Origin of the sequence: Paenibacillus cellulositrophicus, from assembly GCF_009363095.1 — a bacterium.
Lineage (GTDB): Bacteria > Bacillota > Bacilli > Paenibacillales > Paenibacillaceae > Paenibacillus_AQ > Paenibacillus_AQ favisporus.
In genome coordinates, this window is record NZ_CP045295.1 from 5686898 (window position 1) to 5710564 (window position 23667).

Sequence of the window (23667 nt, forward strand, 5' to 3'; positions counted from 1 at the left end):
GATCTGATGAGTAATGAAGAAGTGACACCGGAAGAAGCGGCGAAGATGCTTCCTGCCGGCGCAGCGCTGAGCTGGGGACTGGTGAAGCCTCCGCAGCGGGGGCCCAAGCGGGAGATGAGCATCGACCAGATCGTGTCGAAGGCGATTGAAATCGCGGACCAGGACGGCCTCGCCGCCGTTTCGATGAACCGGATCGCGTCGGCGCTCGGTTTTACGGCGATGTCCCTTTATCGTTATATTCCAAGCAAAGACGACCTGCTCATCCTCATGCAGGATGCGGCATGCGATATTCCGCTGACTCCTGAGCGTCCCCCGCATGAATGGCGGGAGAGCATGCGAGAGTATGTACTCGGAACGGTCGCTATTTTTCGGAAACATCCATGGTATGGGGATATTCCGATCCTCGGCATTCCGATCACGCCTAACAATTTACGGATCGTCGATTGGGCGCTCCGGCCGCTGCGGGACATGCCACTGGACCATTTCGAGAAAATGTCGATCGTTCTTTTGCTGAGCGGCTATGCCCGTAATTGCGGGATGCTCCAACGCGATATCGACCGGGCCGTTCAGGCCGGTTCGAGTGAGGAGGAGTTCAGCGGAATCAATTACTCGGCGTCACTTCGGACGCTGGTGAAGCCTGAACCATATCCGAACCTGTACCCGATCGTCATGTCCGGGGTTTATTCGGGCGAGAACGAGGCCGAAAACACCGTAGGCGATGATTTGGAATTCGGGCTGGAGCGGATGCTGGACGGGATTGAACAGTATTTGAACCGGAAAATCAGCGGCAGCATACACAAATAAAGCTGCCGCTAAAAAAGGCTGCTTCCAGGGATGATTCCTTGGAGGCAGCCTTTATTCATTTGCGCTGATCTTACGCAGCGGTGTGGACGGCCTTCTTCTGTTCGCGAAGCAATACGAGCGTGACTGCGGTGGCCAGGAGCAGGATGACGCCGGAGATCAGGCAGGTGGCGTGCATGGCGGTGATGAACGCTTCACGGGAAGCCTTCATGACCTGCGCCGCAGCATCCGCCGGTAAATGCAGGGCGGCGGCCGATGCGCCAGCAATGGTCTGCCCTGCTGCCTGGGCCGCATCCGGCGCAAGTCCTGGGGGCAGGAACGGGGTGACCGCGTGGCGGTAAATGGCCGCAAGGACGCAGCCTAGGAGCGCGATGCCGAATGCGCCTCCGAGCTCGTTGGACGTTTCAATGAGGCCGCCGACGGCTCCCGCTCGGTCGGCCGGAGCGACGCCCACGACATAATCGGTGACGAGGGTCATGACGGATACGATTCCCGCGGCGACCAAGGCGGCGCCGACGAGCAGCACGGTCAGCGGTGAGAAGCCTTCCAGGCGGACCTGGGTCAGTACGCCGAATCCGACTGCCGACAGGAGAAAGCCGCCGGCCATGACGCGCGGTCTTCCGTAGATTTGCGACAGTTTACCGGCAATCGGTGCCGCTGCCCCGACCACAACAGAAGGCGCCACGCTCCAGAGGGAAGCGACGAAGGGGGAGTATCCAAGAACCGACTGGAGGAACTGGGTATTGATGAGCGAGCTGGCCATGAGCGTAAACGTAGCGATAAAGTTTACGAGGATCGAACCGCCGGTCCGCCGCTCCATCAGCGCACGGATATCGAGCAGCGGATTAGAGATGGTCAACTGGCGCCGTACGAACAGAATGCCGATGAGCAAGCCTGCGGCAAGCAGTGCGGCGGGAAGGATGGCCCAGCCGTCTTCCGCCAGCGTCTTCACGCCGTAAGTCACGGGAAGGATCGCGGCGAGCGCGAGAGTCGAGCTGAATACATCGACTTTGACTTTTGCCGTGCTGCGGGACTCCGGCAGCAAAAACGGCGCGATGATGAGCAGCAGGACCATGGCGGGGATATTGATGAGGAACACGGATCCCCAGGAGAAAGAGTCGAGAAGCAGGCCGCCGATAATCGGCCCGACGGTGACGCCGCCCGCCATGACGGCGCTCCAAATGGCCATCGCCTTCGTCCGCTGCGCCGGGTCCTGGAACATCGTGCGGACGAGCGCCAGCGTTGACGGCATGAGGGTCGAACCGGCGATTCCCAGAATCCCGCGGGCCAGGATCAGCGTTTCGGCCGACTGGGCGTACGCTGCGAACAAAGAGCTTAGGGCGAATCCGACGGAACCGATCATCAGCAGGCGCCGTCGTCCAATCCGGTCGCCGACGGCGCCCATCGTCAGCAGCAGCCCGGCAAGGATGAAGCCGTAAACGTCGAAAATCCATAATTGCTGGGTGGCGGTCGGCAGTAGATCCGCGGCAATGGCCGGTGCCGCGAAGAACAGGACGGATACGTCCATCGAGACGACCATCAGCGGGAGACAAAGGATGCAAAGTGCGATCCATTCTTTGCGGCCGGCCAATTTGGCCGCGTCGGGGTTTGAAATGCTCATTTAAAATCCCTCTCTTTATTGTTTATTGTATAAACAGTAACTTTTAAAAACAGTATATTATATAAACAGTATATGGTCAACACAAAAGAAATATATTTTTTCACGGGTAAGAGCGGAGTTCTATGGAGCATTGAAGAGCCGCATGATAAACCGTATTTTTATTGCCCGGCCCCATTTTTCTATGAGACAATCCGGGATATAATGGGTTCAATCCGGAATCGCGGGTAACCGATCGAACGATATGGAAGTGAAAGGGAGGCGGAAAGCATGACCGAATACGAAAAACCAATCGTGGACATCACTTTGGTCGAGGAGATGATCAGTGAGCATCTGGGTGATGGAGCGATAGAAATCACGCCGCTGCAAGGGGGGAACTTAAGCCGCGTTTTTTCCTTTAACCATGAAGGTCAAGGGTACGTGATCAAGTTCAGCGACCTGGAGGGGGCGTACCAGTCGGAAATCTACGTATCGAATCTGCTGTCCAGCCAGGGCATACCTTTCCCCCGGTGTATCGGACATGGGAAAACAGGGAATCTCGAATATTCCATTTTGGAAAAGATAGAAGGCCGCAATCTGGCGGATTTTTCGGCTGAGGAGCAGCGCTGCCGGCTTCCGGAGCTTATTCGGATTTTGACGCGCTTGAATCATATTGACCTGCGTGGAGCCCGTGGATACGGCTGGATCGGGGCGAGTGGTGACGGTGCGTTCCCAACCTGGAAGGATTATTGGGAATCCGTCTATGCGGAAGACCAAACGGGCAGCTTCTGGGAGAACTGGTACGCTTTATTCCATAACTCCTGTTTGGAGAAAGAGGTATTCGATGAGATTTACAGCCGGTTAACGGCGTATTCACACTTTAACGAGCCGCACCGCTATTTTATACATGGGGATTTTCACCAGTGGAACATCTTGTCTGACAGCAGCCGGATTACGGGGATTTTGGATTGCAACTGCGCTTACGGCGACTTTCTTGTGGATCTGGCCATTTTGGACCGGCACATGGACGGGCACAACGTCGTACAGGCTTATCAGGACCATCAAGCGCAAGCCGGAATCGTCATCCCCGATTTCAATGAGAGATTAAAGGGCGCTTATTACTTCAAAGGACTGGACGGACTGCGCTTCTATGCCAAAATGGGATGGACCGACGCCTACGCATATACTCGCAATTTCCTTCTGGGCCTGGACAAATCATAAGTCTGTTGTAACGGGCTCGGATGGAGCGGTTTGCATTTGTGTTTTGGCAACTCCGAGTGCCCTGTTCCCCCACAGCGTCTGCTCAACAAACGGGGCTTGCTCCGCTCTGCATTGGACGATCAATATCACTTCACCGGTTGTTGTCTTGACCGTTCGGATCTTTTTTCGTTTCACAAGGTTTTTTATCAAATCGTAAACAAAGCCAACAGCAAATCCGACAGCTGCTCCAATTAGCCCCCAAAAGACCGGACCCCAGTGGAGAACAAATCCTCTGGATACCCCGATGGTCCCACCCATCATGGCCAGGATGAGCCCGATATCGACTAACGAGGTTCCGTCCGTACCGTGCATCGTATCAACCAACTTCATATCCACCGAACGATTATCCAGGGGGACAGCGTAAATATGGACGCCCTCGTTTTCTTTAAGCTTGCTTATAGCCAGCTCGACATAGTGTGAATGCTGAAATGTAGAGAAAAATTGGATTCCCATTAGATTTTTTCTCCCTTATGCAGAACAAAATTTTGCGGCTGACAGTTTTTTTTCAAATAATCGGCTTGTTCCCAATCAAACAGTTTTGTCAGCTCTACGGCATTGGTATAAGAGTCATACATGGTAAAGAAATAGACCGAGGGGAAGTAAAGGAACCACTGAACTCCCATCACTTCTCTAGATTTCGGGAAGTCTCCCAGCAAAAAGTAATGCAGCGCTTCGATCATATTGGACTGAATGACAATCATCATAGTCATAACAAGCGTCAGAACAGCAGCTAAGATTCGATGAATATATAGCTGTCCAAGACTTGGAATTGTCATTGCCCAGACTAACGCAATCCATGGCTTTTTCTTGTCCAGATAATTGACCTCGAAGGGGCTCATCGAAAAATTCGGGTATTTGGCATTTTCCCTTTTCGCGAGCAGGTGAATCTTATTGATATCGACTGTGGTCCGGTAGCTGTCCCATATGGCAAATAAATAAACGGGGATATAGAGATATATGTACTTTTCATTTAATACAGCCTTTGCGTGGGCGATATCTCCGTTAAAAGAATACACAATGGCAGTATTCAGCTGAGTCTTTTGGTTGATATAAAATTCCCAAAAAAACAATGCGAACCCGGAAATGAATTTGTGTAATAAGATGTGGCCGAATCCAGGAAACGCTACGGACCATAACGCTACGACCAGGGGATTACGCTGGTGAAGCTGGATGGTGCCGAACGTCGTGACAAAGGCATGATAATAACGATTTTTATATTTGGCTCTAAAGTTATCCACTTATCAACGCTCCAATGGAATACAGTGTAATCGAATTTTTTGTCAATTGGCGAAAGATTATTCTTCTTTGGGAGGTATAACGCGATTGGCTTAAAGAAGACATGGAATTAGCGGGATGACTTTGGGGAAGTTTAAGGACAATCCATGGACGATGAATGGTGCAAAAAAAGGAGCTGCATTACTTTTGTCAGACCGATATCCTTCCTTTGAAGAAATCAAAGATGTAGATCGTAAACTTACTGAAATGAGAAGACTGTATTATTATCGCCATGACCTGTTTTCGATTCAATGGTGGTTTTTGTTGGTGCTTTTGATTGTGCCATGGATCATTTGGTGGAAAGTAGTCGATAAATCAAGACTGAAGGATATTTTACTTTATGGTTTTGCAATAACCATCGTTATTGTCCTTCTGGATGATATTGGAAGTGAGCTGGGATTATGGTCTTACCCTCATCAAGTCTTCAGGCTGATTCCTCGCTTAAGCCCGATTGATTACTCCGTATTGCCTGTCATCCATATGTTGATCTATCAGTATTTTAGAAGTTGGAAGTCATTCTTTGTCGCCAATGTCATACTGGCCCTAGGGGCTGCCTTCATTGCAGAGCCTCTCTTTGTCTGGATTGATATTTATGACATGGACCATTGGAAATCTATTTATTCGTTCCCGCTATATATAGCTAAAGCCTGTTTTGTTAAGTGGTCGCTGGAGTTCATGCTATCCAAGGCAAACCGATCACAACAAAAACCTGCGAACTAAAAGAGGGCATTGAGCCCGCTTTTAGTTCCAGGATACAATATTGATAGACAATAACGCATCGAAGGCGGATTCGATGCGTTATTTTATGATTTGTTATACGATTCCGCTTCCTGAAACCGGTCAGCTTAACCTTCGTGAAAAGGGGGAACTGTGACCATAGATTGCTATTGTCCTTTGGCGAGGATCCGGAACGTGATACCGAATGGATCCGTCACATTGCCGTAAGCGGGACTGAAGAAGCTGGCTTCAAGCGGCGTATTCACTTGACCGCCCTGTTTCAAGGCGTTAAAGTATCGGGTGGCCTGATCTTTGTCATCGGTTTGCACGACGATAGTCACTGGCGAGCCCTTTTGGTAGCTGCTGCTGGTAACAAGGTCGGACAGTTGGAGCTGCGATTCACCGATGACCAAGACCGCAAAGGATATCCAGTCCTTTTTCTCCGGTGACAGCGGGGACTCCGGATTTTCCGGTACATCGCCCAGCCGTTGTGCATAGACAACCTTGGCTTCCAGCGCTTTGACGTAAAAATCGATAGCCTCATTTGCTTGACCATTCATTTCAATAAAAGGGATTAAACTCGTGCTCACAACAATCATCTCCTGTACATGTTTTTTTACCGGGATACCGACGGACCTTTTATTTGGCAGCGGGATTCCCTTCACTACCCATGTCGTTCACCGGCAGGTAAACGTGACCGGAAAGGTTAAAATATTTTTTTGCGATTTTTTTTACGATTTCGGTCACATCCGTTAGATTTCTTGCGACATATTAGTAATAAGGAAAAGGAAAGGTTGGGGCGCGTGAACAATCACAACGGGCTTGCAGAACAATTCGAATCGCATCGGAATCACCTTCAGTTTGTGGCTTACCGAATACTGGGATCACGGAATGAGGCGGATGACGCCGTACAGGAGTCATGGATACGTCTTAGCCGTTCGGATATGAGCAGCGTGGAAAATATCGGGGGATGGATGACGACGATCGTCTCGCGGGTCTGTTTGGATATGCTCCGAGCCCGTAAATCACGGCATGAGGATCTGACGATAGATCGTGCACCAGAGCCGGTTACCCACTTCCGTGACGGAAGCGACCCGGAGTATGAAGCGCTGATGGCCGATGCTGTGGGGCATGCCATGCTTGTGGTCTTGGGAACATTAAGTCCCGCCGAACGAATCGCTTTCGTGCTGCACGATATTTTCGGCATGTCTTTCGCGGATATTGCTTCCATCTTGGAAAGAAACGAGGCGGCAGCCAGAAAACTTGCCAGCCGTGCACGTCAACGGGTGAAGGGGGATGAATCGGCTTCAAGAGCAGAAGAGCTCAGGCGCAAACAGGAGCTGGTGGATGCATTCCTTGCTGCATCGCGCGCCGGAGATTTTGAGAAACTTCTCTCTATCCTGGACCCGAATGTCCTGACACGAAACGATCCGGCATTTCCGCCGGCCGCAAACGCGCCGGTTGTGGTTCATGGTTCGCAAGCTGCGGCCAAGCAATTCGCTGGCCGTGCCCAAGGTGCCCAGCCTGCGCTCGTGAACGGTTCTGTAGGCGCCGTTATAGGTCCGCTTGATCGAATCCTGTTCGTACTCGTATTTACGGTAAAGAATGATAAAATCACCGAAATCGAAATGATTGCCGATCCGGCGCGCCTGCGCCAGCTTGACCTGGCCTTGTTGAACGATTAACGGGTATAAAGAACACGGAGAAAAGATCATTGAAGCAAGGAAAAGGCACCGTTTGCAGCCGTAAGGCTTGCAGCGGGTGCCTTTTTTCTTGCCAAACCCCGGTCAGGACAACCGGTATACTCTGGCTTCATAGGGGCGCAGTTGAATGCGGTCTCCTTCCGCGTCAGGCGGCAGATCGTAATTGCTAATCAGCAGGTCTCGCGACATACCCCGCAGCGTTTTCGGCCATTCCATGACCGGCGTATCATCAAAAAAGTTAAGGATGACCAGGACGGTGTCTTGCTCGAGCGTACGGGTGTAAACATAGAGATCCGGATCCAATGGAAGCAGCAGCTTGTACTCTCCATAGATCAACGCTTTATGGGTCTTGCGAAGGGAGAGCATCCGCTTGTAGTAATGATAGATGGAATCCGGGTCATTCATCGCCGAAGCCACGTTCACATCCGTATAATTGGGGTTGACCTTGATCCAAGGCTCGCCGTTTGTAAAGCCGGCTTGAGGCCCGTCGTCCCACTGCATCGGGGTGCGGGCGTTATCCCGGCTCTTCGCCTGGATGGCCAGCATCGTCTGGTCGATCGGCTTGCCTTGAAGATGGGACTGCTCATAGTAATTCAAGGTTTCCACGTCCCGGTAGTCGCCGATTTGGTCAAAGGCTGCATTGGTCATCCCGATTTCTTCGCCCTGATAAATGTATGGCGTCCCTTCCAGGGTGAGTATGAAGGTCGCCAGCATTTTGGCGGATTGGACGCGATACTGCTTGTCATTGCCGAACCTTGAGACGGCTCTGGGCTGGTCATGATTGCCGAGGTAGTTCGCATTCCAGCCCTGGTTATGCAGTGTAGTCTGCCACCGGCTCATTATTTTTTTGAGCTCCAGCAGCGTCCATGCCCGGGATTCCCACTTACCGGTGCCGTTTGAGGCGGAGTCCAGCGTCATATGCTCGAACTGAAACACCATGTTCAGCTCATGGCGCTGGTCTCCCACATACTCCAATGCCTGCTCCGGGCCGAGTCCCGAGGTTTCGCCGACGGTCATGATGTCGTAGTCCATCAGCACTTCCTCGTTCAGCTTTTTGAGCATAAAATGGACTTTTTCCAGGTTGGAGAATAGCTGGTACGCCCTCACAACAGGGAGATGCTGCGGATTGTCGGCATCCGGCAGTCCTTTCGCCTTTACGATGTGGGCGATGGCATCAAAGCGGAAGCCGTCCACGCCTTTTTCGAGCCACCACCGGATCATTTGGTACAATTCATGTACCATTTCTTCGTTTCTCCAGTTCAAATCGGGCTGATGCTTGGAATACAGATGCATATAGTATTCGTCCGTCTCCGGATCCATCTCCCACACCGAGCCGCTGAAATAGGACTCCCAGTTGTTCGGGTACAGGCCGTTGACTCCTTTGCGCCAAATATAAAAGCTTCGCTTGGGGTTGTCGGTCAATGATTTCGATTCCTTAAACCAGGGATGCTGGTCGGAGGTATGGTTCAGCACCAGGTCCATCATGATTTTCATTCCTCTGGCGTGGGCTTCTTGCAGCAAATCATCGAAATCCTCCATCGTGCCGAATTCAGGATTGATTGCGTAATAGTCGCTGATGTCATATCCGTTGTCTTTACCAGGAGACTCGTAAATCGGGCAGATCCAAATGACGTCGATCCCGAGGTCCTTTAAATAATCCAGCTTGGAAATGATTCCGCGAAGGTCGCCTTTGCCATCTCCATTGGTATCCATGAAGCTGACGGGATAAATCTCGTACACGGCAGCTTCTTTCCACCAGGTTTCGTTCATGTGCGCATTCCTCCTGTCCGTGCATGATACAGGTTGTATGGGGAGTTAACCGTGTCCCCCTTGAAAAGCGGGGTATTTAGTCATCCCGCCATCCGCAAACAGGGTAATGCCCGTAACATAACTGGACTCGGAGGAGGCCAGCCAGGCGGCTGCAGCGGCGATTTCCTCCGGCTTGCCGATATATCCGAGCGGGATCAGCGCCTCAACGCTTGCTTTGGCGGCAGGATCGGAAAACTTGGCGGCATTGATCGGCGTATCGATCGCACCGGGACCGAGGCTGTTGACGCGGATTCCCTTCGGCGCAAATTCCAGCGCCAGCGTCTCCGTCATCATCTTGATCCCGCCCTTGCTCGCGGCATAATGCACGAAATGGGGCCACGGAATCATCTCGTGCACGCTCGAAACGTTGATGATCCGTCCCTTGATCCCGTGTTCCAGCATGTAATCGATTGCCTCGCGGCAGCCGAGGAAAGCCCCGGTCAGATTCACGTCCAGCACCTTTCGCCAGTCCTCCAGCGTCAAGTCCTCCGAGGGGACTTCGTTTTCGATGCCCGCGTTGTTGACCATGACGTCCAGCGAGCCAAAATGCTCATGCGCGGCGGCTACCAGCTTTTTGACATCCTCTTCACGGGTGACATCGCCGTACACGCCTATCGCTTGACCGCCGCTTTGTTCAATCTCCTGGATGATGGAATTCACTTCCTGCTCGCCGCTGCGGTAGTTAATGACCACATTCATCTTTTCGCGCCCGAACCTCAGCGCCATAGCCCGTCCAATGCCGGAAGAAGCTCCGGTAATAATGGCTGTGTTGCCCTTAAGATCGTTGTACACAATCATTCCCTCCTGTCGTCCCATCAAAATGACTACAATAGTATTTAACCGGAACGGGCATAGTTCAACAGGGCGGGGTCATAACTTCCGTGCAAGAAACGGCATTATAGTATCGGGATCAGTCTATGAGTTATTTCCATTTGACAACATCGTTCGATAGGTGTAATTTATAACTAACCAGTTAGTTATAAATCTAATGGCGCATACTAAAAGAGTGGGAGAGGATTCGACAATGAATGATCGTACTTGGCTGATCACCGGCATTAGTAGCGGCTTTGGACGTCAAATGGCGGAGCAGCTTTTGAAACGCGGGGAACGGGTCGCGGGAACGGTCCGCAATATGGAGGCTGTGAATGATTTGCAAGCAAAATATGGCGACCTATTATGGGTTTCCAAGCTGGATGTCACCGATACGCCCGCCATACACCGGGTTGTGGACAACGCTTTTCATGATCTCGGCAGCATTGACGTCGTGGTCAACAACGCGGGATACGGCCTTTTCGGCGCGGCAGAGGAATTGACAGATGAGCAGATACGCCATCAGCTTGAAACGAACCTGATCGGATCCATCCAGGTGGTGCGTGCGGCTCTTCCTCACTTGCGGAAACAAGGCTATGGGCGGATCCTCCAGCTGTCGACCGTAGGCGGCCAGGCCGCTTTCCCGGGAAGTTCATTATATCATGCGAGCAAATGGGGAATTGAGGGGTTTGCCGAATCCGTCATGGCTGAAGTTGCCCCTTTTAATATAGGCGTCACTATTGTGGAGCCGGGCAGTGCAAGGACAAACTTCCGGTATCAAAGCTCCACGCTGGCACCCAAGATAGATGCTTATGAGGTCTCCCCGGCCATCCATGCGCGGCGGATGATCGAAGAAGCCAAGGCACCCTCGCTAGGGGACCCTGCCAAAATGGCTGCTGCGATGATCAACAGTGTAGACCAGAATCCGGCGCCTAAAAGAATCGTGCTGGGCAGCGACGCATATTCGACGATTCACAAAGCTCTTACCGAGCGGCTGGCGGAATTGGAACAGCAAAAGGAGCTCGCTTTTTCAACTGATTTTGACTGATTTCCATTTGAACATAATAAAACAAACAAGCGTCCTGACGATTCAGGGCGCTTGTTTATTGGCGGCTATTTCCACTTTTTATATTCATTTGGCGTGACGCCGACCACTTTCTTAAACAGCTTATTAAAGTAAGCGGGATCCGCATATCCCACCTCCGCTCCGATTTGATGCACCTTCATGTTCGTCTCGGTCCGCAGAAGGCGTTTGGCGTTTTTCAGACGCACGTGGGTGATGTACTCGGTCAGCGTCAGACCGGTCTCCTGCTTGAACAGCTTGCTGAGGTAGCTCGGTGTCAGATACACCATGGCCGCCAGTGTGTTCAGCTCGGCATGCTCGCTGTAATGCTCGGCGATCCAGCGCTTGACGATCTCTACGGCTTTACCGCCCATTTCGCTGCGCAGTCCGTACACTTTCTCCAGCGCCGACCTGAACGCCTCCACAAAACATTCTTCCATGTCGGAGAAGCTCATGCAGGCTCGCAGCTGCGTCTCCAGCCGGGCGCGGGCTTCTTTGCTCCGAATCTCCCTATACTCCTGCACTTCCCGGGATGCCATATCCTCCAGCTGACTGCAGACACGGACGATCGTCCCGGTACCTGCACGCTGCTCTTTCAGCCGCTCAAAGCACTGACGGACACATTCCAGCACGACTGGAATATGGAGGAGCTGCAGCTGCTCGGCAAGGTTCATGCCGCGGACGGCATCCTCCGCTTCGACGATATCTCCGAAAGCTTCCCCGGCATAACCGGCGGCATAATATAGGCTCGACTCTGAATATAGGCCCAGGTCACAGGCTTGCATGGCTTCTTCATAGGAGGCTCTGAGTTCGGCAGTGCCGTTGTGGCTGCGGCTGAATCCGATATGAACCGCCGTTTCCTCTTCGCTTTGTTCCTCAGCACCGCCCAGCAGACGGGCGATCCGGTCCAATTGTTCATGCCCCGGAGCTTCCGGAAAATAAAAGACCCAGGCGAGCATGCGCTCCTGGACCGAGATCCAGTCACAGACGAGCTCCGGATGCTGCTGGATCCGCCCGGCTGCGGCTTCCAGCGATCCGCCTTTCTGAACGAACGTGGCATAACAGGACAGGGGCAGCCCGGTATCTTCGGATAGATAGGGGAGGGGAGACTCGCTCAGAAAACAGGAATGAAGCAGCCGCTTGCGGCTCAAGGCTTCTTTCTCGAGCGAAGACTGATGCTCCTCGTCCAATTGGTATAATAGCTCAAACAGCTGCTCTTTGTTGATCGGCTTGAGCAGGTAGTCGACCGCGGAGGCGCGGATCGCTTCCCTGGCATAGTTAAATTCGGTGAAACCGCTCATCAGGATGGAACGGACGTGCGGGCGGGCAGCCTTCAGCTGCTTGATCAGGTCTAGACCGTCCACAATCGGCATCCGGATATCGGTAATGACCACGTCGACCTCCAGGCCGGGAAGACTGTCCAGTACATCCTTGCCGTCCGGAAACTGCCCGACCACACGGAAGAGGCCGCTTTCCTTTTCGATCATGCGCGACAGGCCTTCGCGAATCAGAACTTCATCGTCCACAATCAGAATTCGAAGCATATTTCTCTCCCGCCTTTGCTGTAATGATGTTTACTCTTGGTCTTCGTCGGGGAGTTCTTCCTTAATGCGCACAATGACCCGGGTTCCATGCCCGGGCTCACTCTCCACTTCAAGACCGCAGGAGCCGCCGTAATGCAGACGTACCCGCTCGGCCACATTATGCAGCCCGATGCCGAATGCACCGCCCGAGTCGCCGTGCTTCAGGCTGCGGTTCAGCTGCTGGACGGTATCCGCGTCCATGCCGACTCCATCATCGCCAATCACGAAGACAACGTGGTCCTGTTCGCGCGAAGCGGTGATGGTGATGGTGCCGAGTCCGGGCTTGCGCTCCAGCCCATGAAAGACCGAATTTTCCACAATTGGCTGGAACACCAGCTTGAGCACCGGCAGGCCAAGGTAGGGCTCAGGCACATCCATGATGAGCCGGAATTTGTCCGGGAAGCGGATGGCCAGCAGGTCGAAATAGTTGCGGACATGCTCCAGCTCCTGCCGAATGGTCACAGGGTCCCCGCTGCGGACGATGGAATACCTCATCTGGTTTCCCAGCAGGTAGGTCAGCTTGGCGACTCGCGGATCGTCGTTGCTCTCGGCCAGCATGCGGATGGACTCGAGCGTATTGTAAATAAAATGAGGGTTGATCTGGCTCTGCAGCGCCCTCATGTCGGCCGTCTGCTTGCGTTTTTCGGTCAGCTTGATTTCGGTGAGCAGGTCCTTGACCCGCAAAATCATCCGGTTGAAATGGCTGCCCAGCATGCCGATCTCATCATTGTATTTAGGCGAAATCCAGACGTCGAGGTTGCCGTGCTGAACTTTGCGCATCAGCCGAACCATGGATTTCAGCGGTTTGGTCAAGGCGTGGGAGAAGAATGTTGCGACGAACAGGGCGATCGCCAGCAGGATTAAGGTCGTAACCATCAGCGCCCGGCTGTTCTGCTGGACCTTGTACAAAATTTTGGACAGCGGAATCGTGACGGACGTCGTCCATCCGGTCTGATCCGACGTGTAGTAGACGGTCAGGTAACGGGTGCCGTGTATAGTCGATTCAAAATGGCCTTCCTTCTGACCCTTGGCCGCCGTCATCAGCGCGGTCAGCCGATCCTGAACCGAATTCGCATCATCGCTGGCGTACACCAGCTGTCCTTGCTCATCCATAATGAGCGAGCTGCCCTGGGTCACCCGGTCCATTGGCTCGACGATGCCTTGAAACAGGCGGATATCGATATCCAGGACGATGATGCCGAGATATTGGAGCGAGCTGGCCGAGTTAATGGTCCGCAGCACGCTGATGACATCCATCGTACTGCTGCCGTTGACCGTGATCGGATGGCGGCCTTCCAGAATCGGACGTGCTCCCCCAGCCTCGCTTAAGAGCTTCTTCCAGCCGGGAAGCTGATTTTCGGCCGACAGATCGTTAATGTTCCCGTTCTTGTCATAAAAAATATGATCATACCGGTCAACGAGGTAGACGGCCACGACGTCTTTTTTGGTATGGCTCAGATAGCTGAGAAACATGCCCATGCTCTCGTTCTTGTACCAGTCGGTGTGTTCCTGTCCGAGATAGTACTGCACATCCTTGTTATACAGGGGAAGCGCCGTGTAGCGCTTCAGGTCGTCCACGTACCGGTCGATCGTATCGGAGGCGTTGTCGGCCATCTGTCCCGCGTTGTTGGTGGCATTCTGCAGCACGGAATTGAACGTGGACCTTGCCGACAGGTAGCTGACATAAGTGATGGGCAGCGATAACAGAAAGACAAATACGAGAATCAGCTTTTTCTCCAATGACAGATTGGCCAGAAAGAGCCATCCCCTGCGTATGATGCGGCCGATTGCAGTACTCATAACCGATAGTCCACTCCCTGATGCTTGTCTCTTATTTAACCGCTCCGCTGGTTACTCCTTCAAAGATATAACGCTGCAGGAAAAAGTACAATATGACCGTAGGCAAAAGGATGACCAGAATCGCGGCGCAGATGAGGTTCCAATCGGCCGTGTTGACGCCCTGGAACCGCATCAAAACAGTGGTGACGACGCCGAGGCTCTGCTTTGGCATGTATAAATATGGAATGTACATATCGTTATAAATGCTGATCGTCTTCAGGATAATGAGCGTCGCCGTGGCTGGTGTCAGCAGCGGAAAAATGATCGAACGGTAAATTTTGAACAGAGATGCGCCTTCCACCATGGCGTTTTCATCCAGGTCATAAGGGATGTTGCGGATGAACTGCAGGTATAGAATGATCTGGATAACGTCGGCTCCGATGTACAGGACGATCGGGGCACCCATCGTGTTGTACAGCCCTAGGCTTTTGATAATGCCGAATGTGGCAACCTGTGTCGTGATGCTCGGGATGATGGTAGCGACAAGGTACGCCCCGAACACGATCGGTTTCAGTTTGAAATCGAACCGGCCCAGGACATAGGCGACCATCGTGCCGAACAAAATGTTGAGCGCGAGCGAGACGACGATAATGATCAGAATGTTGCCGAACCCGCTGAGCAGGCCGCCGCGCTCGAACACGACATTGAAATTATCAAAATTCAAAAAGTTATGGGGCAGCGACATCGAGCTGCTGCTGTTAAATTCATCCCTCGATTTGAATGCGTTGATGATGACGACATAGGGAGGGAACAGGACAACGAATACCCCGATGAGCAGGGTCAAGTATTTAATCAGGTCCTGGATCCGGAATTTGGACGAATGCATTATTTATTTCCTCCTCTGCTGAGCACAAGCTGCTGAACGGCCAGTACGATGACCACAAAGAACAATAAGATGACGCTCATCGCCGAGGCCAATCCATAGTTGTTGTAGGCGAAGGCCGTTTCCACGACGCGCTGCACATACGTCTGGCTCGCTCCCGCAGGTCCGCCTTTGGTCAGCACAAACGGAAGGTCGAACACTTCGAGCGCGCCCGTCACGGTCAGGAACAGGTTCAGCTGAATGACCGGCTTCATGTTCGGCAGCGTGATTTTCCACAGGGTCTGCAAAGAGCCGGCACCGTCGATTTTCGCCGCTTCATAAATATCCTTCGGAATGGCTTGAAGGGAAGCGATGTAAATGACCATGTTGTAGCCCATGAAGCGCCACAGACCGGTAGAGGCCAACGCATAGTTGACAAGCCCTTCCGTGCCAAGCCAGCTCGTTTCGCCAAGATGCTTCAGTCCAAGGCTGGAGAGGAACAGGTTCAGCGAGCCGTTGGTCGTGTCAAACACGTATCCGAACATAAAAGCGACCGCCACGCCGTTCATGATGTAAGGCAGAAACAGCAGAATCCGGAACACGTTCCGGCCGCGCAGCCGGCTGTTCAGGACGACAGCAAAGTAAATGGCGATGATATTCTGGACGATTCCCATCGCAAAATAAGCGAAGTTGTGCTCAAAAACTTTGAAAATATCCGAATTGGAGAACACTTCCCGGTAATTGTCCAGGCCGACCCAAGGCTTCTCCGGGCTGTAGCCGTCCCAGTTCGTAAAGCTGTAATAGATCAGCTTGATCGCCGGGTAGTAGGTAAAGGTGGCTAATAGAATTAAAGGAATCAGTAAAAAAGAGACGATAATGATCGTCTTCTGTTTGCGGTACGAGAGCGTTCCGAACATGCTATACCTTCTTTCTGCAAGCTTATAGGCGTTTCTTGGATGCAAGCCGACAGCAAAGCGGATTACCTCCTAAGGCGGATAATCCACTTTGCCGGGCTATTTCTGTAAGCAGGCGTTATTTGCCGAGGTCTTTCTTGGCTTTGGCCCATGCCTTGTTCCATTTATCCAGGACGCTTTGCGGATCCTTGGCAAGGACGAATTCCTGAACCATGGCTGGCAAATCGATCTGGGCTTTATTGAGGATGTCGGTAACTGTCGCGTCGTCCGGTGTGCCTTCCTGAAGCTCCACGCCGGTAGCCTGGAATTCTTTCAGCTGGGCCAGCTTGGACTCTTTGTCTTTCAGCGGAGGGATGAATCCGGCGAAATCTTCGTAACCGGAATCTTCGATCATCCATTTTACGAAAGCTTTGGCAGCATCAACGTTTTTGCTGTTTTTGGATACTGCATAGAAGAAGTCAGGGCTAAGGGCGGCGCGCAGCGTGCCGGAGTTGTCATACGGCAGCGGGAAGAAGCCGACGTTGTCCGAAGTCGTTCCTGCTCCGACGACTTGATTGATGACCCAGTTGCCAAGGAAATACATGGCGAACTTGCCGGATGCGACATCTTTCTTGGACTGCTCCCAGTTGGTGGAGTTGATGTCCTTCTCCAGGTAGCCTTTTTCGTTCAGTTCACGGATCAGGCTGAACGCCTTGCCGTAACCGTTGTCCATCGTGAACGGCGTGTCCGTATTCAGCTTCGCGTTCGGGAAGTCCGCATTGTTCTCGATCAGCCGCGGCAGGTCATACACCCAGTTGTTCAGCGGCCATTTATCTTTGAAGTTGGAAGCCAGCGGCACGATGCCCTTTTGCTTCAGCTTTTCACAAGCTGCCAGGAACTCGTCCCAAGTTTTAGGAATTTCCGTAATACCTGCATCGGCGAACGCCTTTTTGTTGTACACGATACCGGATGTGGAGTTGCCTGTTGTGATCCCGTATACTTTGCCTTCATAAGATCTGAAGTCTTTAAACGTAATCTTGTCATCCAGCCCGAGATCGTCAAGCGGAGCAAAATACTTCGGCAGGTCGGAGTTCGGAATCGTCGGGATAAACATCACGTCCGGAAGCTCATCGCCGGCCATTCTCACTTTGGCTTGCTGGTTATAATCGGTTTGCGAACCCTCGAATTCCACTTTGATATTCGGGTATTTCTCGTTAAAGCGCTTTACATAATCGTCATACTCTTTGCCGATCATGTCGGTGCGGTTGGTCAAAAAGGTGATTTTGCCCGACAGCTCGGTTCCGCTTCCGGTAGATCCGCCGGACGAAGTGCCGGTGGTATCCGTGCCTCCTCCGCTGCTGGCCGAATCATCACTGCCGCCGCTTGATCCGCAGGCGGACAGGGACATGGAAAGCATCAGGATCATAACAAATCCTAACAACGTAACAGATTTCTTTTTCATTTCTACTCTCCCCATTTCGAATATGTTAGCGTTTGCATTGCTATTATAGCCTTTTGAATGCGTTTTTTAAATGTACTCATTTGTTATTTATTGTCTTCTATTATACTAATCACAATAAAAATTAGTGTTATTAATATAACAAAACAATAACAAATTAAAGATTGAAGGAGAAAGAAGAAAATACTGCTAAAGAGAGTTGGCGGGGAATAGCATTATTTTGCTGTATAAGTGTGGGGGAGAAAGGGAATTGTTCGTGACGGGCTAAAGTGCATAGAGAAAGGGGATTGTTCGTGACGAGTTAAAGTGCATAGAGAAAGGGAAGAAGGGGATGGTGCAGAGTTATAGAGCGAAGAGGAAGGGCGAAGTTGCAGCGCTGGTTCGCCGCAGTTCCGACGGATCGATGTGTACATTTTGGCATGAGCAGAAGAACAAACAAGAAAGGAGCCGTCCCATGAGGGACAGCTCCTTTTGTAGATATAAGAGGGTATAAGCTCCAGAGAGTGATCTTTCTTATATGGAAGAAAAACCTCCGCTAAATGCGGTCTGTCTTCTTTGAATCTGGCGTCGATGAACGTCCTTCAAATATTGCACCTTGTTGGCCGTTTATACGCCTTCCGGACGCATCCGGCACACGACAAACGGTTCGTGCAGCGCCCGGAGGGCTGCCGCAAGCTCATCCTCCGGCAGCGCCGGCTCCGAGCTGACATGGTATTGAAATTCGTAAAAGCCTCCGAGCGTCGCTTTAAAATTGGTCTCCCAATAGTTGGTCATCAGCCAGGCGTACGACTCCGGCTTCTCGTCCTCCGCTTGCTGGGTGTGGAGGCGTCTTGTGCCGTACTCCAGCGGGCCCCATTGCATGAGCGGCGTATCCGGCGAAGCCAGGAGCAGCGAGCTTCGGTCATCCTGCCAGGCAATGCCTTCCTGGACGCAGGCATAATCGAGGCAGGTCCCCGGAATCTGGTCCTTCCACGGACGCACCAAGCCTCCCGGTTTATCCGCATACAGCGTATCCCGCAAGGTGTCGCCGCTTGTAAAAGGAAGCGAGAGGTAGACGTTCTCCGGGCTCCAGACGCTGTCTTTATGGAAGCGCGCCGACACGTCGACCCGGTTCCGGTTGGCATGGACCCGCAGGAACAAGGCGAAGTAGGACAAGCCGTTCAACTGGTACGTGATTTCTACCGTTGCATAAAGCGGTCCGTTCTCCACAGTGCGCACCGATGTGATGCGCCCGGCGGAGCGCTCGGCATGCAGCCCCTTGCGGTTGCGGCCCATCCGGGCCCGGGTGCTCCATACTTGGGAGGCGTCCGTCTCATCCGCCGGCCGGGTGACTTCGTAGATCGGGGTGAACGCCCCGTACGGATTGCCGCTGCGCAGCATTTCGGTGTCCAGTTCCTTGTTGAACCAGGAATGAATGCCGCTGTCGGACCAGGACAGACGGACGAACGGGGTTTCCAGGCCGTTCCGGGTAATGCGGATCGGCGGATGGCCGGCAGAACCGGAAGCCCCCTGGAACATGTCGTCCATGTCGTATACCTGGTCTGCTCCGATCAGGCGGGTGTTGGTCGTCGTCGTGCCCTGCTGCCGTCCCTGAGCCAGCGGGCGCAGAAGCAGGAAGCAGGTTTCCTGTGCCTGCAGCTTGAGCTCGGTGACGATGGTGTGCGGATGGACGGACTGCTGCGGCAGCACTTCGCCGGTATCCTCCCGCACGACTTCGACGCCTTCGCGCAGGGCGCCGGGCTCCCAGCCGTCCAGCTGGAGCGTGACGAGCTCCGTCACTTCGCGCCCGGCCAGATTGCTGACCCGGAACCGGTACGGCCGATCCGGGTACAGCGTGGCGCTGCCCTGCTGCAGCAGCACCTTGTCCAAGGCGCGGTAGGCCAGGCGGCTTGCTTCAGCGGCATGCGCCAGCTTGCGGACCTCCAGCAGCTGGACGTTTTTATGCCACGGTTCATAAATGGAGGAATGGTAGCCCCACGTATGCTCGGCATACAGCGCCAGCGCTTCCTCTGTCTCATCGATCTCGGCCCGGCGGAGTACGCTTGCTTCAGGGTCCAGCTTGACCGCCTTGCGGAGCGTCCGCTGGGCATCCCGGAAGACCTGGGTATGCATCGGTGTAGAGCTGACGCCGTCCGTCCACCAATCCGGCCAATCTCCCCGATGGACAGGCAGTTCGGCCAGATCTTCCTGCTTCAGGCGGGCAAAAAAGCCGCTCAGGCTGGTCATTTCGATCGTAATCCGATCGCCGTGCTGCTCGTTCCAGGCCCGGATCCATTCGATGATCCGGCTGTTCGGCGCGCCGTTGTCGGTGCCAAGTCCCGAGAGCATGACGGGGACGAACGCATACGGGTACTGCTCGGCTTCCAGCTGAGCCAAGTACCGGCGGATGCGGACCGTGGCGATGGCGTCATGGATCGCTTCCGGTTCCACCAGCTGGTGGCTGAACTCGTCGCGGATCATGTATTTACCGAGCGCTCCGGGGCACAGGCCCAGCTCGTTGCCGATCATATAATGCTCTCCGTTCCAGACGAGAAGGCGGCGGCCGTCACGCGTTTCCCACCAGAAAGGAGCCTGCTTGCGGCCAAGGGCGTACATGCCGTGATGCGTATGGATGCAGCTGAACAAATGCTCGATATCATGGTTCAACAGGCTGTCGGCATACCCCCAGCCGTATCCGTTGATATCTGCGGTCATGGCGCTGTCCACGCGGCTGCCAATGGAGGCGGCGTAGGCTTGGGCTTTGCTGTGAAGGCTGCTGAGCAGCTGTTCGTCCGGAAGCTCCGTCATGTTCAGATAAGTGCCGGACAGCTCGAGGTCGCCGCGGAGGACAGCTTCGGCAAACGACTTTTGCTCCTCGGGCGAGGCCGCCTTCAGAAACTGTTCCACCGCCCAGAACGTTTCGCAGGTCCAGCGGAAGCCTTTCCACTCGGGTTTGGCACCTGCATGAGCGGCATTGGCAATCCGCAGCGCCTGGCGGATGAAATCGACATGGTACTGCTCGATCTTCTCTTGACGATCGGTATAGCCGAGGTCGGTATGGGAATGGTGAATGGCGTAAATCGTCCACTTACGGGTGGGCAGCGGTGCGTCGGCCTGTTTTAACTGTTGTTCTAGTGTCATCGTGTATCCTCCTTAAGGGGAGAGTTTTATTGGCCTTCCAGCGAAAACCGATTAAGGGAAAAAGGATCTGTATTAGTCAAAAAGCATGTCGGCTCCGTAAAAGACCTGCCGCAGCAGATCGTCTTCATACAGCACGGGCAGCCGTACCGGCAGCAGCGCATCCGTAAGGGAAGCACCGAAGAGCGGCAGGCTTTTGGCAATCTGGCCGCCCAGGATCAGGCGGTCCGGCCTAAAGCTGGCGGCATACGGGCGCAGCATCCGTCCGAGCCGCTCGCCGTAGGCGCGCCAGACCCGGAGGGCGGCGGACTCTCCCCTGACGGCAGCGGCGGCAAGGTCGATGACATCATCACCTTGCCGCCGGGCCTGGAGCGCGTCCGCCAGCGCCAGCACGCCGCGCCTGCCGAACTGGCCGTCGACCGGCGCGCCCTCGAACGTCTCGGCATACAGCATGCCGCTCTCGGGCACGCCGTCCGAGCCGCTGACCGTCCGGCCCCGGTCCATGAAGACCGAGCCGAGACCGGTGCCCAAGGTCAGGCAGAGCAGCCGCTCGCCGGGGTAGCGCTTGGCGGCGCCCATGCCGAACAGGACGGCATCGTTGCCGAAGGCAATGTCCGCATCCGCGAGCGACCGCATCCATGGGTCGCTGCCCGGCTGCCCGGCGCGGCGGCGAAGCTCCTTCTTGAGCAGCTCACCTACAGGCACGCCGTACAGCTGCTCATATTTGCCAAGCCCCCGGATGCGGCTGATGCCACGTTCATAATCGAAGGGGCCCGGAAAGGCCGTCCCGATGCGAAACGTCACATCGTACTCCGGGGTGCCGCTTCCCTTCATGTATGCTCCGGCAAGCCGGATGATCAGGCTGGCGAAATGGGCGATGAAGCTTTCGGCATCCGCTTCCGAGCGTGAAGGCTGCTCCAGATACGGCTCGGCCAGAAGGGTCCCGTTCTCCAGCACGCCGCCTTTCATGAAGGTTCCGCCGGCGTCGATGGCCAATGTGACGACCGTCCCAGCCGGCGTTTGGCCGGGGTGGCCGCTCATGCCCGCCCACCGGGCTTCCAGTGGTGCGGAAGGAGCGGCGTATTCCAGCCCGGCGAAACCTGGGCGCGGATCAAGGTGCAGGGCCCGGGACCAACCGGCTCGAGCCGGTAGCCGCCGATCGAGGCGGGAACAATGTAGGCTTCTGCATACCCCCATTCCACGGCGGCTTCCTCGTCGCGTTCCGGAATCAGACGGACGCGCTGCCCCTCGACCAGGTTGTACATGACAAAACCGTCTTCAGTATGATCCTCCCACGGTCCGTCCAGACGCAGCCGCTTGACCTGGAACAGCAGATCGTCCCGCTCGCCGAGCAGCTCCTCGGTGCTGTTTCCCTGCACGCGGCTGATCTTCGGCTGTGCGATCAGATGCTCCCGGACATACGCGGTGTCGAAATCTTCGATCATGTTCAGCTCCGCATGGTCCCGGTTGATCGGACGGGGCAGGCCGTCCTGGTCAAGGCGGAGGTGATCGTAAATTTTAAAGGTAAACCACCAGGTGGTGGACGATATTTCGAGCACGAGATTGTCCCTGCCGGAAAAATGGACGGCGCCCGGCGGGATCAGAAAAAGATCCCCTTTGCGGGATTCCCATACGTTGACATACTGCCCGATGTCGAGCGGCTGCCGTGTCTCATGGGCCTGATCCACCGCTTGAAGCAGGTCGCTGCCGCCAATTCCCTCCTGGAAGCCCAAGGCAACGATGGGGGAGGACCCCGGTTTTTGCTCCATAATGTAATAGGATTCCTGCTGCGTCATCGTTTCGTTGAACATCCGCTCGATGTATGCCTGCTGCGGATGGACCTGCAGCGACAGGTTGTCGCCGTCGATCGTATCCAGGTAATCGAAGCGGATCGGAAAATAATCCCCAAACAGCTCCACATTCCGCCCTCCCATGATTTCCTCCGGGTGTGAGGTAAGCAGGAGCGGAAACGGCACTTCGATGACGCTGCCGTTTGCTTCGATCAACAGCGTATTCTCGGGGGCGATCGGCTCGAATGCCCAGGCGCAGTTGCGCCAATCTTCAGGCAGTCCGCACAGTTCCTTCAGATACTGCCCGCCCCATATGCCCGGCGCGAAGAACGGCTTGACCCGAAACGGGCGGCGGGCGGCGGCGGCCAGCAGCTCCCTGAGCGCCGGGAGGGTAGCCCAGGCCGGAGATTCCGGCTGATTCATATCGATGTACACATCGTAATCATACAAATGCAGATTCCGGTAATTTTCCCACACCGGCCATTCCAGGAACAGGGCTTGCTTGTACGTCTCGACGGGATCGGCGCTTTCGCCTAGGCCAAGACTGCCCATGCCCATCCGGTGGAGCTTCTGCTGATACTCCCTGGACAGGTCGCAGTAGACGGAAACATCCGGAGAGGGGCAGAGGAAGAGCGCCCCGGGACCGGCGGTCACAACCATCGGAATCGGAGTTTCGCCGGCTTTGACCGCTTCGCTGCAGATTCTCAGCTTCTGCTGAACGTCCTGGAGCCACCTTACCTTGGCTCCTTCCTGAAAATAGCCGTCTTCCGAAACGTCGGCGGCGATTCTGCCAAACGCGCGGTTATCGGTCAGATAGGGATGAAACTGACGCAGAAGATCTTCCGGTTTCTTCATATAACGGGAAGTGTCGATTCCGATCCAGGGAATGTCCTCTTCCTCGCAGTAAGTGCGGAGCCGGTTTACCCAGCGGCCGTACTGGGCTCCGTTCGTTGCGTCGATCGCGACGACGAAAGCCTCGCCGCCGTGATTTTTGTACATGGCGGTCAGCCGGGCCATTAAGGAATCGTAATCTTTGGAGAAGCCGTCCAGAATAAGAGAAGGTTCCTCGAGGCTGTGAACGGGAATGGAATTGATGGGTAACGGATTAAAGGATGGGGATGATGATGCAGTCATGGTGCTTCCTCCCTC

At 54.3% G+C, this 23667-nt stretch carries 19 protein-coding genes; 5 read left to right on the forward strand and 14 right to left on the reverse strand.

From position 1 onward, the window contains the following. Positions 1-6 precede the first annotated feature (6 nt). Complete coding sequence (locus GCU45_RS25970; RefSeq protein WP_152401593.1) at positions 7-804, forward strand: TetR/AcrR family transcriptional regulator; 798 nt, start codon at positions 7-9, stop codon at positions 802-804. Positions 805-874: 70 nt separating this feature from the next. On the opposite strand, the gene GCU45_RS25975 is transcribed toward GCU45_RS25970, so the two are convergent. Continuing rightward, positions 875-2422 carry an MFS transporter gene (locus GCU45_RS25975; RefSeq protein ID WP_152401594.1) on the reverse strand — a complete coding sequence of 516 codons (1548 nt, stop codon included), beginning with the start codon at positions 2420-2422 and terminating at the stop codon, positions 875-877. 267 nt (positions 2423-2689) lie between these two features. Here GCU45_RS25975 and GCU45_RS25980 point away from each other — a divergent pair, with 267 nt between their 5' ends. After that, positions 2690-3619 (forward strand): phosphotransferase family protein, encoded by a 930-nt coding sequence (locus GCU45_RS25980; protein WP_152401596.1) that lies wholly within the window; start codon positions 2690-2692, stop codon positions 3617-3619. On the opposite strand, the gene GCU45_RS25985 is transcribed toward GCU45_RS25980, so the two are convergent. Further along, positions 3614-4111: a hypothetical protein gene (locus tag GCU45_RS25985; RefSeq protein ID WP_244364273.1), complete on the reverse strand. Its 498-nt coding sequence runs from the start codon at positions 4109-4111 to the stop codon at positions 3614-3616. The genes GCU45_RS25980 and GCU45_RS25985 overlap by 6 nt on opposite strands. Then, entirely contained in the window at positions 4111-4896 is a 786-nt protein-coding gene (locus GCU45_RS25990) for a hypothetical protein (protein ID WP_152401598.1), read from the reverse strand. Before GCU45_RS25990 ends, GCU45_RS25985 begins: the two co-directional genes overlap by 1 nt. Before the next feature lie 115 nt (positions 4897-5011). Between GCU45_RS25990 and GCU45_RS25995 the strand changes: the two genes are divergently transcribed. Beyond that, positions 5012-5653 (forward strand): CBO0543 family protein, encoded by a 642-nt coding sequence (locus tag GCU45_RS25995; RefSeq protein WP_152401600.1) that lies wholly within the window; start codon positions 5012-5014, stop codon positions 5651-5653. Between the two features lie 164 nt (positions 5654-5817). Here the strand turns inward: GCU45_RS25995 and GCU45_RS26000 are convergent, their stop codons facing one another. Beyond that, entirely contained in the window at positions 5818-6249 is a 432-nt protein-coding gene (locus tag GCU45_RS26000) for a VOC family protein (protein WP_425281230.1), read from the reverse strand. 204 nt (positions 6250-6453) lie between these two features. Between GCU45_RS26000 and GCU45_RS26005 the strand changes: the two genes are divergently transcribed. Further along, positions 6454-7335: a sigma-70 family RNA polymerase sigma factor gene (locus GCU45_RS26005; RefSeq protein ID WP_152401604.1), complete on the forward strand. Its 882-nt coding sequence runs from the start codon at positions 6454-6456 to the stop codon at positions 7333-7335. Positions 7336-7437: 102 nt separating this feature from the next. Here GCU45_RS26005 and GCU45_RS26010 read toward each other — a convergent pair whose 3' ends face one another. Both GCU45_RS26010 and GCU45_RS26015 read right to left on the reverse strand, forming a co-directional pair. Beyond that, positions 7438-9123: a glycoside hydrolase family 13 protein gene (locus GCU45_RS26010; protein WP_152401606.1), complete on the reverse strand. Its 1686-nt coding sequence runs from the start codon at positions 9121-9123 to the stop codon at positions 7438-7440. Between the two features lie 45 nt (positions 9124-9168). Beyond that, entirely contained in the window at positions 9169-9954 is a 786-nt protein-coding gene (locus GCU45_RS26015; RefSeq protein ID WP_152401608.1) for a glucose-1-dehydrogenase, read from the reverse strand. A 232-nt stretch (positions 9955-10186) separates the two neighbouring features. Here GCU45_RS26015 and GCU45_RS26020 point away from each other — a divergent pair, with 232 nt between their 5' ends. Continuing rightward, positions 10187-11020, forward strand: a complete 834-nt coding sequence (locus GCU45_RS26020; RefSeq protein ID WP_152401610.1) for an SDR family oxidoreductase — start codon at positions 10187-10189, stop codon at positions 11018-11020. Between the two features lie 65 nt (positions 11021-11085). On the opposite strand, the gene GCU45_RS26025 is transcribed toward GCU45_RS26020, so the two are convergent. From GCU45_RS26025 to GCU45_RS26060, 8 genes are all read right to left on the reverse strand, one after another. After that, positions 11086-12579, reverse strand: a complete 1494-nt coding sequence (locus tag GCU45_RS26025) for a response regulator (RefSeq protein ID WP_152401612.1) — start codon at positions 12577-12579, stop codon at positions 11086-11088. A 30-nt stretch (positions 12580-12609) separates the two neighbouring features. After that, positions 12610-14418 carry a cache domain-containing sensor histidine kinase gene (locus GCU45_RS26030; RefSeq protein ID WP_152401614.1) on the reverse strand — a complete coding sequence of 603 codons (1809 nt, stop codon included), beginning with the start codon at positions 14416-14418 and terminating at the stop codon, positions 12610-12612. A gap of 31 nt (positions 14419-14449) precedes the next feature. After that, positions 14450-15283, reverse strand: a complete 834-nt coding sequence (locus tag GCU45_RS26035; protein WP_152401615.1) for a carbohydrate ABC transporter permease — start codon at positions 15281-15283, stop codon at positions 14450-14452. After that, on the reverse strand, positions 15283-16176 hold the full coding sequence (locus tag GCU45_RS26040; RefSeq protein WP_076169143.1) for a carbohydrate ABC transporter permease: 894 nt from the start codon (positions 16174-16176) through the stop codon (positions 15283-15285). Before GCU45_RS26040 ends, GCU45_RS26035 begins: the two co-directional genes overlap by 1 nt. A 115-nt stretch (positions 16177-16291) precedes the next feature. Beyond that, positions 16292-17614: an ABC transporter substrate-binding protein gene (locus GCU45_RS26045; RefSeq protein ID WP_076169141.1), complete on the reverse strand. Its 1323-nt coding sequence runs from the start codon at positions 17612-17614 to the stop codon at positions 16292-16294. 603 nt (positions 17615-18217) lie between these two features. Beyond that, positions 18218-20731 carry a glycoside hydrolase family 38 N-terminal domain-containing protein gene (locus GCU45_RS26050; RefSeq protein WP_152401617.1) on the reverse strand — a complete coding sequence of 838 codons (2514 nt, stop codon included), beginning with the start codon at positions 20729-20731 and terminating at the stop codon, positions 18218-18220. Positions 20732-20803: 72 nt separating this feature from the next. Beyond that, positions 20804-21769, reverse strand: coding sequence for an ROK family protein (locus GCU45_RS26055; RefSeq protein ID WP_152401618.1), 966 nt, complete (start codon positions 21767-21769; stop codon positions 20804-20806). Further along, entirely contained in the window at positions 21766-23652 is a 1887-nt protein-coding gene (locus GCU45_RS26060; protein ID WP_152401620.1) for a class I mannose-6-phosphate isomerase, read from the reverse strand. The genes GCU45_RS26055 and GCU45_RS26060 overlap by 4 nt, the downstream gene beginning before the upstream one ends. Between the last annotated feature and the right edge of the window lie 15 nt (positions 23653-23667).

Excerpts from the sequence above, each read along its gene's own strand:
- GCU45_RS26030 (WP_152401614.1), bottom strand. The coding sequence starts at position 14,418 with ATGAGTACTGCAATCGGCCGCATCATACGCAGGGGATGGCTCTTTCTG.
- GCU45_RS26045 (WP_076169141.1), bottom strand. The coding sequence starts at position 17,614 with ATGAAAAAGAAATCTGTTACGTTGTTAGGATTTGTTATGATCCTGATG.
- GCU45_RS26025 (WP_152401612.1), bottom strand. The coding sequence starts at position 12,579 with ATGCTTCGAATTCTGATTGTGGACGATGAAGTTCTGATTCGCGAAGGC.
- GCU45_RS26000 (WP_425281230.1), bottom strand. The coding sequence starts at position 6,249 with ATGATTGTTGTGAGCACGAGTTTAATCCCTTTTATTGAAATGAATGGT.
- GCU45_RS26035 (WP_152401615.1), bottom strand. The coding sequence starts at position 15,283 with ATGCATTCGTCCAAATTCCGGATCCAGGACCTGATTAAATACTTGACC.
- GCU45_RS26050 (WP_152401617.1), bottom strand. The coding sequence starts at position 20,731 with ATGACACTAGAACAACAGTTAAAACAGGCCGACGCACCGCTGCCCACC.
- GCU45_RS25995 (WP_152401600.1), top strand. The coding sequence starts at position 5,012 with ATGACTTTGGGGAAGTTTAAGGACAATCCATGGACGATGAATGGTGCA.
- GCU45_RS26040 (WP_076169143.1), bottom strand. The coding sequence starts at position 16,176 with ATGTTCGGAACGCTCTCGTACCGCAAACAGAAGACGATCATTATCGTC.
- GCU45_RS25970 (WP_152401593.1), top strand. The coding sequence starts at position 7 with ATGAGTAATGAAGAAGTGACACCGGAAGAAGCGGCGAAGATGCTTCCT.
- GCU45_RS25975 (WP_152401594.1), bottom strand. The coding sequence starts at position 2,422 with ATGAGCATTTCAAACCCCGACGCGGCCAAATTGGCCGGCCGCAAAGAA.
- GCU45_RS25980 (WP_152401596.1), top strand. The coding sequence starts at position 2,690 with ATGACCGAATACGAAAAACCAATCGTGGACATCACTTTGGTCGAGGAG.
- GCU45_RS26055 (WP_152401618.1), bottom strand. The coding sequence starts at position 21,769 with ATGAGCGGCCACCCCGGCCAAACGCCGGCTGGGACGGTCGTCACATTG.
- GCU45_RS25985 (WP_244364273.1), bottom strand. The coding sequence starts at position 4,111 with ATGGGAATCCAATTTTTCTCTACATTTCAGCATTCACACTATGTCGAG.
- GCU45_RS26010 (WP_152401606.1), bottom strand. The coding sequence starts at position 9,123 with ATGAACGAAACCTGGTGGAAAGAAGCTGCCGTGTACGAGATTTATCCC.
- GCU45_RS26020 (WP_152401610.1), top strand. The coding sequence starts at position 10,187 with ATGAATGATCGTACTTGGCTGATCACCGGCATTAGTAGCGGCTTTGGA.
- GCU45_RS26060 (WP_152401620.1), bottom strand. The coding sequence starts at position 23,652 with ATGACTGCATCATCATCCCCATCCTTTAATCCGTTACCCATCAATTCC.